The organism is Limnohabitans sp. MMS-10A-192 (assembly GCF_003063335.1).
In the GTDB taxonomy this organism is placed as follows: Bacteria; Pseudomonadota; Gammaproteobacteria; order Burkholderiales; family Burkholderiaceae_C; genus Limnohabitans_A.
The window spans coordinates 340,316-353,110 of sequence record NZ_NERX01000003.1 but is presented as its reverse complement, the minus strand read 5'-3'; the positions used below and the strand labels follow the sequence as shown (position 1 = coordinate 353,110).

At 61.1% G+C, this 12,795-nt stretch carries 7 protein-coding genes; 5 read left to right on the top strand and 2 right to left on the bottom strand.

Annotation, left to right across the window (positions count from 1 at the left end):
* Positions 1-2: 2 nt before the first annotated feature.
* Entirely contained in the window at positions 3-632 is a 630-nt protein-coding gene (locus B9Z43_RS08850; RefSeq protein ID WP_108324499.1) for a TetR/AcrR family transcriptional regulator, read from the top strand.
* A gap of 33 nt (positions 633-665) precedes the next feature.
* Here B9Z43_RS08850 and B9Z43_RS08845 read toward each other — a convergent pair whose 3' ends face one another.
* Entirely contained in the window at positions 666-2,162 is a 1,497-nt protein-coding gene (locus tag B9Z43_RS08845) for an AMP nucleosidase (protein WP_108324496.1), read from the bottom strand.
* A gap of 220 nt (positions 2,163-2,382) precedes the next feature.
* Here B9Z43_RS08845 and B9Z43_RS08840 point away from each other — a divergent pair, with 220 nt between their 5' ends.
* On the top strand, positions 2,383-4,350 hold the full coding sequence (locus tag B9Z43_RS08840; protein ID WP_199222282.1) for a PhoX family phosphatase: 1,968 nt from the start codon (positions 2,383-2,385) through the stop codon (positions 4,348-4,350).
* A 138-nt stretch (positions 4,351-4,488) separates the two neighbouring features.
* Here the strand turns inward: B9Z43_RS08840 and icmF are convergent, their stop codons facing one another.
* Positions 4,489-7,779: a fused isobutyryl-CoA mutase/GTPase IcmF gene (gene icmF / locus B9Z43_RS08835; protein ID WP_108324494.1), complete on the bottom strand. Its 3,291-nt coding sequence runs from the start codon at positions 7,777-7,779 to the stop codon at positions 4,489-4,491.
* 251 nt (positions 7,780-8,030) lie between these two features.
* On the opposite strand from icmF, the gene B9Z43_RS08830 reads away from it, so the two are divergent.
* From B9Z43_RS08830 to B9Z43_RS08820, 3 genes are read left to right on the top strand one after another with little or no spacing between them, the layout of a single operon-like run.
* Positions 8,031-9,356, top strand: a complete 1,326-nt coding sequence (locus tag B9Z43_RS08830; RefSeq protein WP_108324492.1) for a TolC family protein — start codon at positions 8,031-8,033, stop codon at positions 9,354-9,356.
* A complete protein-coding gene (locus B9Z43_RS08825) occupies positions 9,349-11,550 on the top strand; it encodes a type I secretion system permease/ATPase (RefSeq protein WP_108324489.1) in 2,202 nt (733 codons plus the stop codon). Before B9Z43_RS08830 ends, B9Z43_RS08825 begins: the two co-directional genes overlap by 8 nt.
* Positions 11,547-12,758, top strand: coding sequence for an HlyD family type I secretion periplasmic adaptor subunit (locus tag B9Z43_RS08820; protein WP_108324487.1), 1,212 nt, complete (start codon positions 11,547-11,549; stop codon positions 12,756-12,758). The genes B9Z43_RS08825 and B9Z43_RS08820 overlap by 4 nt, the downstream gene beginning before the upstream one ends.
* The last annotated feature ends 37 nt before the right edge of the window (positions 12,759-12,795 follow it).

Below are 12,795 nucleotides of genomic sequence, written 5' to 3'. Positions count from 1 at the left end.
ACATGGCCCGCCCCAAATCTGCCACCCACGACATCAAGCGCGACGCGATCCTGGACATCGCAGCGCAAAGCTTTGCGCAAAGCAGCTACCCGGCCGCCAGCATGAACGAAATCGCGACCGCCTGCGGCACGTCCAAGGCGCGGCTGTACCACTATTACGAGAGCAAAGAAGCGATCCTGTTTGACTTGTTGGACCGCCACACCCAGCGCCTGCTGGGCCTGATCGCGCAGACCGAAGCCACGGCCCAACGCAAGAACCTGGACGACCGCGCCACCTTGCACGAACTGGTGCGCGCTTTCTTGCAGGAATACGAAACCTCGGCCACCCGGCATGCGGCCTTGCTCAACGACACCCAATTTTTGAGCGATGCGCCCGACCCTGCTCTGGGTGCCACCCCGGTTTCGCCCAGAGACTTGATCCTCAACCGCCAGCGCGACATCGTCGCCGCCATGACCCGCTTTTTGAAGCGCGCCTACCCCGAGCGCCTGACCCCCACCAACCAGACGGCCCTGACCATGATGCTGCTGGGCATGATCAACTGGACCTTCACCTGGCTGCGCCCGGGCGGCCCGATCAGCTATGCGGCTTTCGCCGAAGAGGTGATTGCCATGCTCGAAAAAGGTTTGGGGTGATCTGCCGCTGACCCATCGCAGCACCCTTGTAGCTTATTGAAACGCCACTTCGGCAAAGCTGCGCAGTTTGCGGCTGTGGAGTTGGGCCGGGCCTGCGGCGCGCAGCAATTCCAGCGCACGGATGCCGATTTGCAGGTGCTGGTTCACCCGTTCGCGGTAAAAGTGGTTGGCCATGCCCGGCAGCTTGATTTCGCCGTGCAGCGGCTTGTCGCTCACGCACAGCAGCGTGCCGTAGGGCACCCGAAAGCGGAAGCCGTTGGCCGCAATCGTGGCGCTTTCCATGTCGAGGGCCACAGCGCGGCTTTGGCTGAAGCGCCGCTGCGGGGTGTTGTCGGGCAACAGCTCCCAATTGCGGTTGTCGGTGCTGGCCACGGTGCCGGTGCGCATGAGCCGCTTGAGGTCATGGCCTTTGCAGCCTGTGATTTCGGACACGGCATTTTCCAACGCCACCTGGATCTCGGCCAGCGCCGGAATCGGCACCCAAAGCGGCAGCTCTTCATCCAGCACATGGTCTTCGCGCACATAGGCGTGGGCCAGCACATAGTCGCCCAGCTGCTGCGTGGTGCGCAGGCCCGCGCAATGGCCCACCATCAGCCAGGCGTGCGGACGCAGCACCGCAATGTGGTCGGTGATGTTCTTGGCGTTGGCGGGCCCCACCCCGATATTGACCATGGTGATGCCGCTGTGGTCTTCGCGCGCGAGGTGGTAGCCCGGCATTTGCGGCAGGCGCGGTGGCGGGGCGCCCAGCGCATCGTCAGGCTCGGCACTCAGGCCCACACGCCGCGTGACCACATTGCCCGGCTCCACAAACGCCACATAGGGGCTGTCCGGCTTTGCCATCTCGGCGCGGCCCAGCGCGATGAACTCGTCGATGTAGAACTGGTAATTGGTGAACAGCACATAGTTCTGAAAGTGCGCCGGACTGGTGCCGCTGTAATGCCGCAAGCGGTGCAGCGAATAGTCGGTGCGCGCCCCGGTGAACAGCGACAAGGGCTCGGGCTGGCCCTGCGCGCCGCGCCAAGTGCCATTGGCAATGCTGTCGTCCATCGCGGTCAGGTCGGGCAGGTCAAACACATCGCGCAAGCGGGCGCGGCGTGCAGCGCTCATCTCGCCTTCCATGTGCTCGTTTTCTGCAAACGAAAAATGCACCGGCATCGGCTCTTTGCTGGTGCCCACCTCCAGCCGCACACCGTGGTTGAGGATCAACAGCTCGAACTGCTTGCGCAAATAAGGGGCAAACAAGTCCGGGCGGGTGAGGGTGGTGGCGTACTGCCCAGCGCTGGCCAGAAAGCCATAGCTCAGCAACTCGGCTTCGGCATCATCCGGTGGCGTCCAGTCGGTGGCGGTCTCCAGCCGCACATAGGGGTAGCAAGCGCGCACCCGGTCGTGCAGCTCGTCACCGGCCACAAAGCGCTGCATGGCTTGGCGCAGGTGTGTCACGCTTTGCGCGTAAATGGCCTGCACGCGGGCCAGGGCCGCATCGGCGTTGTCAAAAACTTCGGGGGCGATGAAAGGGATGGGGGTTCTCATGGCCCCATTGTGCCCAAGCTGTGCGCCCCTTACGGTCCGACAAGTGCAGGCGCCACCCACAGACTTGTCCAGCTTGAATCCTCCGACCTGTTGGCGCAGTTTTGAAACCAAGAGTGTCTTGAAATCTTCAATCCATTTTCATGTGTCTGACACATGGCCTTGCAAGACTGAATGGGTTATCCCGGTCACGCTTATTTATTTACTTAACGGAGAATTTTCAATGCAGATCAGCGCCATCGACAGTGAAGACTTGCCCACCAATCTGACCCAGAACGAACATTTTCAAAATGTCGTCAACCGCGCAGTCAATCGTCGCGGATTCTTGAAATTCGGCAGCGGTGCGGCCGTTGCCACATTCCTGGCGGGCCCTTTGGCGGCTTGCGGTGGCAGCGACAACGAGAGCGTCGCTTCATTGCTCGGCTTCAAGGCGCTTGCGGCATCATCTGCCGATACCGTTGTGGTGGCCGAGGGGTACACCGCCACGGCCTTTGTACCTTGGGGTACACCCTTGTTTTCGACCGGTGCAGGTTCGACATGGTCGGGCAATGGCACCGAGTCTGCTGCAGACCAAGCACGCCAAGTGGGTGACAACCACGACGGCATTCATTTCTTCCCCATCAATGGCACATCCAGCAGCGAAGGCTTGTTGGTGATGAACCATGAATACAACACCACTTTGGCACCAGCCTACACCGACTACCTGACCTTGTTCGGGCCCACACCAGCGCCCGCCAACACGCTGGAGCGCGTCAACAAGGCCATCAACTCTTGGGGTTGTTCGGTCCTCCACATCAAGAAAACCGCTGGCACTTGGGCCTTGGTGACGGACTCTGTGTACAACCGCCGCATCACTGCCGCGACCCCCATGTTGCTCACGGGGCCAGCTGCTGGCGACGACAAGTTGAAAACCAGTGCAGACACCACCGGCACCGATGTGTTGGGCACGATCAACAACTGCGGTAACGGTTACACCCCGTGGGGCACTTATTTGACCTGCGAAGAAAACTTCAACAACAATTTCGGGACCACTGTGGACCCCACTGTGGATGGGCGCACAGTCTCCATGAAGCGCTACGGGATCACAAAAAACACGTCCGGTTATGCGTGGGAGGTACAACACACCAGGTTCGATTACAAAATCGAGCCCAACGAGTCGAACCGTTTTGGTTGGATTGTTGAGATCGATCCATTTGATCCCACCTCTAAACCCAAAAAACGCACTGCGCTGGGTCGCTTCAAGCATGAAAATGCCGCTTACGCCTTTACCAAAGACAAACGTGTGGTGGTCTACATGGGCGATGACCAGGCCGATGACTACGTCTACAAATTTGTCTCGACCAATGCGTACATCGAAGGCAATCAGCGTGCCAATGCCAACTTGCTCGACAGCGGCAAGCTGTATGTGGCCAAGTTCAACGATGGAGCCACCACAGGCGATTTCATGGGCACTGGCCAATGGGTTGAACTGAACATCAGCAATGCATTGATTTCAGGCTACGCCACTTACACCTTCACCAACCAAGCCGATGTTCTCATCAATGCACGGCTTGCCGCTGACGCTGTTGGTGCCACCAAAATGGACCGGCCAGAGTGGGTCACCGTGCACCCGACTTCAGGTGAGGTCTATGTGACCTTGACCAACAATTCTGGTCGCACTGCAGTCAACGACGCCAATCCGCGAACCAGCAATATTTACGGACAAATTGTGCGCTGGCGCGAAACGGGTGGCGACGCTGCTGCCGCGACCTTTGATTGGGATATTTTTGTTTTGGCGGGCAATCCCAGTGTGACTGCCAATCAGGGGACCCTCAAAGCGGGCTCAAGCAATGTCACTGCGGACAACACATTCAACAGCCCCGATGGCTTGGGCTTTGACCAGTTTGGACGCCTGTGGATTCAAACAGACGGCAAGTACAGCAACACTGGGGACTATGCCAAGCAAGGCAATAACCAGATGCTGGCGGCCGATCCGGTCACCAAGGAAATCCGACGTTTCCTCGTGGGCCCCAAGGAATGTGAAGTGACTGGATTGACCTTCACTCCGGACAGCAAAACCTTGTTCATCAATATCCAGCACCCAGGTGAAAACGGCGGTGGCTCTAGCCACTGGCCTGAAGGTGGCAGTGCCATGCCGCGATCGGCGACGGTCATCATCACCAAGAACGATGGCGGCGTGATTGGAACCTGAGGCCAGGTTTGCCCATGAAAAAGCCCCGCCTAGGCGGGCTTTTTGTTGGGGCGTTAGAGCTGGATTGCTGCGTCGCAAGCTCCTCGCAATGACACAAGCCTTGTCATCGCGAGCGGAGCGCGGCGATCCAGTCTTGGATCACATATTGCGTCGGTACTGACCACCCACCTCGAACAGCGCGTTGGTGATCTGACCCAGCGAGCACACACGCACCGCGTCCATCAGCACTTCGAACACGTTGCCGTTGTCGATCACGGCCTGTTGCAGGCGCTTGAGCATCGCAGGCGACTCGTTGGCGTGCAGGGCGTGGAAGTCGTTCAGGCGCTTGAGCTGGCTCTGCTTTTCTTCCTCGGTCGAGCGGGCCAGTTCCAGCGTTTCCATGACTTCGTCGCCCTTGGGGTTGCGGAAGGTGTTGACGCCGATGATGGGCAGCTCGCCGGTGTGCTTGAGCATCTCGTAGTGCATGGACTCGTCTTGGATCTTGCCGCGCTGGTAGCCGGTTTCCATCGCGCCCAATACACCGCCGCGCTCGGCGATCTTTTCAAACTCGGCCAGCACCATTTCTTCGACCAGCTCGGTGAGTTCGTCGATGATGAAAGCGCCCTGGTTGGGGTTCTCGTTCTTGGCCAGGCCCCACTCGCGGTTGATGATCAGCTGGATCGCCATGGCGCGTCGCACCGAGTCTTCGGTGGGCGTGGTGATGGCTTCGTCAAACGCGTTGGTGTGCAAGCTGTTGCAGTTGTCGTAGATCGCGATCAGCGCTTGCAGCGTGGTGCGGATGTCGTTGAACTGGATCTCTTGCGCGTGCAGCGAGCGGCCCGAGGTCTGGATGTGGTACTTCAGTTTTTGTGAACGCTCGTTCGCGCCGTATTTCTCTTTCATGGCCACCGCCCAGATGCGGCGCGCCACGCGGCCAAGCACCGTGTATTCGGGGTCCATGCCGTTGCTGAAGAAGAAGGAGAGATTCGGTGCGAAGTCGTCGATGTGCATGCCACGCGCCAAATACGCTTCCACGAAGGTGAAGCCGTTGGACAGCGTGAACGCCAGCTGGCTGATCGGGTTGGCCCCGGCTTCTGCGATGTGGTAACCCGAGATGGACACCGAGTAGAAGTTGCGCACGTCGTGGTGCACAAAGTACTGCGCGATGTCGCCCATGACCTTGAGCGAGAACTCGGTCGAGAAGATGCAGGTGTTTTGGCCCTGGTCTTCTTTCAGGATGTCGGCTTGCACCGTGCCGCGCACATTGGCCAGCACCCATTCCTTGATCTTGGCGGTTTCGGTCTCGGTGGGTTCGCGGCCGTTTTCGGCTTTGAACTTGTCGATGTTCTGGTCGATGGCCGTGTTCATGAACATGGCCAGGATCGATGGCGCGGGGCCGTTGATGGTCATCGACACGCTGGTGGTCGGGTTGCACAGGTCAAAGCCCGAGTACAGCACTTTCATGTCGTCGAGCGTCGCCACGTTCACGCCCGAGTTGCCGATCTTGCCGTAGATGTCCGGACGCAGGTCGGGGTCGTTGCCGTACAGCGTGACCGAGTCAAACGCGGTGGACAGGCGCTTGGCGGGCAAGCCTTCGCTCACCAGTTTGAAGCGGCGGTTGGTGCGGAAGGGGTCGCCTTCACCGGCGAACATGCGGGTCGGGTCTTCGCCTTCGCGCTTGAAGGCAAAGGTGCCTGCGGTGTAAGGGTAGCTGCCGGGCACGTTGTCCAGCATCAGCCACTTGAGCACTTCGCCATCGTCTTCGTATTGGGGCAGGGCCACTTTGCGGATGGTGGTGCCGCTCAGCGATTTGGTGGTGAGCGCCGTGCGGATTTCCTTGTCGCGGATCTTCACCACGTACTCGTCGCCCGCATAGGCTTTTTGCATGTCGGGCCACTGGGCCAGCAGCTTCTTGGCGGTGGGGTCCTGGGTTTCTTCGCGGGCCACGGCCAAATCGATGGCGGCTTCCGACGCCTTGGCGCGGCCGGGCTTGCCTTCTTCGAGCATGCGGGCCGCAGCGCGCAGTTGTTGAATCTCGCGGGCCAAGCGGGCTTGCGCGATGGCGCGCTTTTTGTAGCCGCGCACGGTGTCGCTGATTTCGGCTAAATAGCGCGTGCGAGCCGATGGCACTACAGGATTTTGGTGGGTGCTGTGGCGCACGTTCACCACGGGCAAACGGCCATCGCTGGCCTTCATGCCCAGTTCCATCAAACGCACCTTCAGCGCCTGGTACAACGCGGTCACGCCGTCGTCGTTGAAGCGTGCCGCCATGGTGCCAAACACCGGCATCTGCTCGGTGGGCACGGTCCAGGCTTCTTTGTTGCGCTGCACCTGCTTGGCCACGTCACGCAGGGCGTCAGATGCGCCCTTGCGGTCGAATTTGTTGATCGCCACGAACTCGGCAAAGTCCAGCATGTCGATCTTCTCGAGCTGGCTGGCCGCGCCAAACTCGGGCGTCATCACGTACATCGGCACATCCACATGCGGCACGATGGCGGCGTCGCCCTGGCCAATGCCCGACGTTTCCACCACGATCAAATCAAAGCCCGCCACCTTGCAAGCCGCCACCACATCGGGCAGGGCGGCAGAGATTTCAGAGCCAAAGTCACGCGTGGCCAGCGAGCGCATGAACACACGCGAACCTTGCGACCAAGGGCTGATCGCGTTCATGCGGATGCGGTCGCCCAGCAGCGCGCCACCGCTCTTGCGGCGCGAAGGGTCGATGGAAATGACGGCCACACGCAGCGCATCGTCCTGGTCCAGGCGCAGGCGGCGGATCAACTCGTCGGTCAGCGAGGACTTGCCCGCACCGCCGGTGCCGGTGATGCCCAACACGGGCACGCGGGTCTTGGCCGCTTGCTCGCGCACGGCTGCCACCACTTGGGCGTCGGCCTTGTCGTTTTCCAGGGCGGTGATCAGCTGGGCCAAAGCGCGCCAGTTCATCTCGCCGTGGCCCTGAATGGCCGCCATGTCTTTGGGCGCCAGCGGGCTCACGTCCGTGTCGCAATGCATCACCATCTCGCCGATCATGCCGGCCAGGCCCATCTTCTGGCCGTCTTCGGGGCTGAAAATGCGCACGCCTTTTTCGGCCAGGGCGCGGATCTCGGCCGGCACGATCACGCCGCCGCCGCCGCCAAACACCTTGATGTGCTCGCCGCCACGGGCCTTGAGCAAATCCACCATGTAGCTGAAGTATTCGTTGTGACCACCCTGGTAAGAGCTGATCGCGATGCCCTGCGCGTCTTCTTGCAGCGCGGCCGTGACCACCTCGTCCACCGAGCGGTTGTGGCCCAGGTGGATCACCTCGGCGCCCATGCTCTGCAAGATGCGACGCATGATGTTGATGGCCGCATCGTGCCCGTCAAACAGGCTGGCTGCCGTGACGAAACGCACCTTGTTCGTGGGGCGGTAATTGGCCAAAGCTTTGAATTCTGCGGAAAGGTCGGTCATGGTGGTCTCCGGGCCGAGAAAGGCGTTTGAATGGGTGTTACGTTTACGTAAACGTCAATCATAGCGCCAAGCCCCTATTTGTCGAGAGGGGGTTTGTCCTCTCTCATCGGTTCAAGTGCGGTTGTCTGTTTGCAGTTTTTGGCTTTCAAAACGACAAAAGTTAGTTTTATTAAATCTGTAATCTAGTGTAAATGGATAAATTAATATTCATTTAAGTGGTAAGTTCACGAATCCCCCGCCACCAGCGATACATGACCTCCACTGCACTCTCACCGCGCACGACATGGCCGCGCCGACTCCAATCCATCGCGTCCTCGGTGTGCCTGGGGGCCATCGTGCTGGGCGGGCTCAGCTCACCCGCCCTGGCGGCCGACTTCACCCTCAAACAACTGCTCGAAATCGGTGCCGACCGGCACCCCAGCGTCTTGCAAGCCCGCAGCCAAGCCCAAGCGGCGGGTTTTGATGTCGAATCGGCCCAGTGGGGGCGCTTTCCCACCGTCAGCACCCAACTGCGCTCGGACACCAACCTCAACCAAAGCCTGGCCAAAGTCGAGCAACCCCTCTGGACGGGCGGCAAACTCAGCTCACGCATCGAACTGTCCGAGGCCAATTTGCGCGCCGCCGAAGCCGGCATCCGCGAAGCCGAGCTCAATGCCCTCACGCAAGTGGCCACCGCCTTCTTTGAAGCCTTGCGCCTGGAGCGCCGCCTGCAAAGCGCCACCCTCAATGTGAGCGAACATGAACGCCTGGTGGGCCTGATTCAACGCCGCACCGAAGCCCAAATCAGCCCCCCCGCCGACACCACCCTGGCCCTGGCCCGCTTGCAGCAAGCCATCAGCGAACGTATCCAGATCAAAAAGCAACTCGACGCGTCGCTGACCACCTTGGCGCAATGGACGGTGCCGCTCAACGGCGCCCTGAATGGCTCGCTCAATGGTTCGCCCAATGGCCCCATCAAAGCGCCTGCCGACATCGTGTTCACCCCCCCCGCAGAAGGCGTGCTGCTCGAGCGCGCCATCGCCCACTCGGCCCAGCGCAAACGCCTGCTGTCGCAAATCGACAGCGCCGACGCCCAGATCAACGTCAGCAAGGCGCAGGTCTGGCCCACCGTGGTGGCGGGCTTTCAACACACCTGGGGCGGGCTGGTGCCCGCCAACTACGACCGCAACAAAGGCTACTTGGGCCTCGAGTTCCAGTCTGGCGCGGGCCTGAGCGCACGCACCGGCGTGCAAGCGGCGGTCTCGCGCAAAGAAGCCACCCAGCAAGAACTCGAAACCCTCGAGCGCAACCTCACCGCACAAGTCAGCGCGGGCCTGTCCGAGCTCCAAGCGCTGCAAGCGCAGCTCGAGCCCTCCCAATCCTTGCTCGCCGGCACCACCGAAATCGTCGAATCGTATTTGCGCCAATACCAGGTCGGCCGCAAAAACTGGCTCGACGTGCTCAACGCCCAGCGCGAAAAAACCCAAGCCCTCTACAGCGATGCCGACACCCGCTTCGGCTACCAATCTTCCAAAGTGCGATTGATGATCCTGACCGGCGACATCAGCGCACAACACCTCACAGCGCTCCATGACTGACACGTCTTCATCCCTCAGCCCCCGGGGCCATGCGCAGCCCAGCTACCAGCAAGACCCCGAACTCGCCGCCTTGCTCTCGCGCCTGGCCGCGCTGCAAGGCCACTCGGTGCCCGCCTACCGCTTTGGCATGGTCCACCAAACCGCCGACGGCGTCGATGTGGCCAGCCTCAGCCGCAAGCACCGCGCCATCGAGCTGTGGAGCGTGCACTTCGCATCGGCCGCCATCAGCGAAGTGGCGGCCCTGCAACTGAGCAAAGGCCAATTCCCGCTGGTCTGGGTGTCCGAAGACGGCTCCCAAGTGCTCATGCTGCGCGGCAAACTCAGCCACGGCGGCTGCACCACCGAAGACCACACCGGCCGCGTCGGCGAAGTCAGCCTGCTGGCGCTGGAAAAAGGCCACATCCTCGCCCTGCACGTCACCTCGGTGCAAGACACAGAACAACACACCGGCCCCCAAAGTGCAGGCGAATGGTTTGTCTTTGCGCTCAGCCGCTACCGCTCGTCCTTCATGGACGCTGTCTTTGCCACCTTCATCATCAGCTTCATCGGCCTGCTGGCGGCCATGTACTCCATGCAGGTGTATGACCGCGTGGTGCCCAGCAAAGGCTACTCCACGCTGCTGGTGCTCACCATCGGCGTGCTGATCTCCATTGCGCTGGAGCTGCTCATCAAACAAGTGCGCGCCCACATGGTCGAGCGCGCCTGCAAAGCCATCGACCAAGAGTTGTCCGCTGTCTTCTTTGGCAAAGCCCTCGACATCCGCATGGATGCACGCCCCCGCACCGTGGGCACCTTCGCCTCGCAAATCCGCCACTTCGAATCGGTGCGCAGCTTCCTCACCTCGTCCACCTTGTTCATCCTGGCCGACGCGCCGTTTGCGCTGCTGTTTGTGCTCGTCATCGCCATGATCTCGTGGCAAGTGGCGCTGGTGCCACTGGTCATGGTGCCGTTGGCCATCTTGGTGGGCCTGTCGTTTCGCAAGCCGATCGAAAAATACACCGCCATGCACATGGCCGAATCCAACCGCAAAAACGGCCTGCTGATCGAAGCCATCGACGGCATCGAATCCATCAAAGCCGCCAACGGCGAGTGGAAACAACTCGACCGCTGGCGCCACCTCACGGCCACCATCGCCCAAGGCGAGCTGCACATGCGTGCCCTGTCGACTCTGTCGACCAACGTCACGCAAGTCATGCAGCAAATCACCTACGTGGGCATGGTCGCCATGGGCGCCTACATCATCACCATCGGCGACCTCACCATGGGCGGCCTGATCGCTTGCACCATCATCAGCGGCCGCGCCCTGTCGCCGCTGGCGCAGTTCCCCGGCCTCATCGTGCAATGGAAGCACGCGCAAATCGCCCTCAAGGGGCTCGACGGCATCATGGCCATGCCCAGCGACCGCGACCCGGCCACCCGCCTGGTCGTGCCGCAAAGCTGCCAAGGCCAAGTCCGCCTCGACAAAATTGCCTTTGTCTACAGCGACAAACATCCCATCCTCGAGGTGCCCGCACTGGCCTTTGCCCCGGGCGAGCGCGTGGCCATCCTCGGCGCCGTGGGCTCAGGCAAATCCACCCTCATCAAGATCTTGTCGGGCCTGTACAAACCCAGCGCAGGCCATGTGTTTCTGGACAACGTGGATGTGACCCAACTGGCCCCCGAATTTGTGCGCGAACACATGGGCTACCTGCCGCAAGACGTGCGCCTGTTCCAAGGCACCCTGCGAGAAAACCTCACGCTCGGCATGCCATCTCCAAGCGACAGCCAAATCCTGCGCGCCGCCGCCATGACCGGTCTGGACCAAGTCATCCAGAACCACCCCAAAGGCATGGAGTTGGAAATCTCCGAAGGCGGCAAAGGCCTCTCGGGCGGCCAACGCCAGCTGGTGGGCATCACCCGCATGCTGCTGCAACAACCGCGCATCATGCTGCTGGACGAGCCCACCGCCTCCATGGACGCGCAACTCGAAAACCGCGTCATGCACCACCTCTTCAACGAACTCGCCCCCGAGTCGCTGCTGGTCGTGGTTACCCACAAGCCCGCACTGCTGGCCTATGTCAGCCGCGTCATCGTGGTCGACAAAGGCCGCATCGTGCTCGACGGCCCGCGTGACGCCGTGCTCGCCCGCCTGCGCGGCACAGCCACTGTCAGCACCGAAACCCATCCATCCGCCCCCGCCGAGGCCAAAGCATGAACCTGTTCTGGGTCTTCAAACACCGCACTGCCGTCATCAACCCGCGCTTCGCACCCGCCGCGCCCTTCAAGGTCGGCGGCCTGCGCCTGACGGTCTGGATCACCTTCTTCACCTTGCTCATCTTTGTGCTGTGGTCGCTGTGGGCCAGCCTGGACCAAATCACCCGCGCCCCCGGCTCGGTCATTGCCAGCTCGCGCACGCAAATCATCCAATCACAAGAAGGCGGCACCATCGCCGACCTGCTGGTCAAAGAAGGCGACACCGTCGAGGCCGGGCAGGTCTTGTTGCAGTTCGAAAAAACCCGCTTTGAAACCAGCTACCTCGAAGCCCGTGCCAAAGCCGCAGGCCTGGCCGCCACCGTGGCCCGCCTGCAAGCCGAAGTGCTCGGCACCGAGCTGAAATTCCCGCCCGAGCTCAAAGACTACCCCGACTTCACGCAAAGCCAAGGCATGCTCTTCAAAAAGCGCCAAGCCGCCATCCGTGAAGACATCGCCGCGCTCGACGGCATGATCGCGCTGGTTGAAAAAGAACTGGCCATGACGCAGCCCCTGCTCAAAACCGGCGACGTCAGCCAAACCGACATCCTGCGCCTGCAACGCCAAGTGGCCGAGCTCAAATCGCAAGCCACCAACAAGCGCAACAAATACTTCCAGGACGCCCAAGCCGAACTGGGCAAAGCCCAAGAAGACCTGGCCGGCGTGCAGCAAAACATGGCCCAACGCAAAAGCCAGCTCGAGCTGACCGAGCTGCGTGCGCCTGTGCACGGTGTTGTCAAAAACGTGCGCATCACCACCTTGGGCGGCGTGATCCGTCCTGGTGAAGAAGTCATGCAAATCGTCCCGCTCGAAGACGACCTCGTCATCCAGGCCAAAGTCTCGCCCGCCGACATCGCCTTCCTCAAACCCGGGCAAGACGTGCGCGTCAAGATCGACGCCTACGACTACACCGTCTACGGCGAACTGTCCGGCAAGCTCACCTACATCAGCGCCGACACCCTGAGCGAAGACCTGCGCCAAGGCGAGCAACCGTATTACCGCGCCCAAGTGCGCACCACGGGCCGCCAGTTCAGCGGGCGCCCCAACGAAAAGCTCGAAATCCAGCCCGGCATGACGGCCACCATCGAAGTCAAAACCGGCCAACGCACCGTGTTTCAGTACCTGACCAAGCCCATCGTCAAAACCTTCAGCCAGTCACTGGGAGAGCGCTGATTCATCGGGTTGGTACGTCGCTGCGTTTGCACATGAT

What these genes read in the sequence shown, in the direction of transcription:
- B9Z43_RS08850 (WP_108324499.1), top strand. Translation starts at nt 3, where the DNA reads ATGGCCCGCCCCAAATCTGCCACCCACGACATCAAGCGCGACGCGATC.
- B9Z43_RS08845 (WP_108324496.1), bottom strand. Translation starts at nt 2,162, where the DNA reads ATGAGAACCCCCATCCCTTTCATCGCCCCCGAAGTTTTTGACAACGCC.
- B9Z43_RS08840 (WP_199222282.1), top strand. Translation starts at nt 2,383, where the DNA reads ATGCAGATCAGCGCCATCGACAGTGAAGACTTGCCCACCAATCTGACC.
- icmF (WP_108324494.1), bottom strand. Translation starts at nt 7,779, where the DNA reads ATGACCGACCTTTCCGCAGAATTCAAAGCTTTGGCCAATTACCGCCCC.
- B9Z43_RS08830 (WP_108324492.1), top strand. Translation starts at nt 8,031, where the DNA reads ATGACCTCCACTGCACTCTCACCGCGCACGACATGGCCGCGCCGACTC.
- B9Z43_RS08825 (WP_108324489.1), top strand. Translation starts at nt 9,349, where the DNA reads ATGACTGACACGTCTTCATCCCTCAGCCCCCGGGGCCATGCGCAGCCC.
- B9Z43_RS08820 (WP_108324487.1), top strand. Translation starts at nt 11,547, where the DNA reads ATGAACCTGTTCTGGGTCTTCAAACACCGCACTGCCGTCATCAACCCG.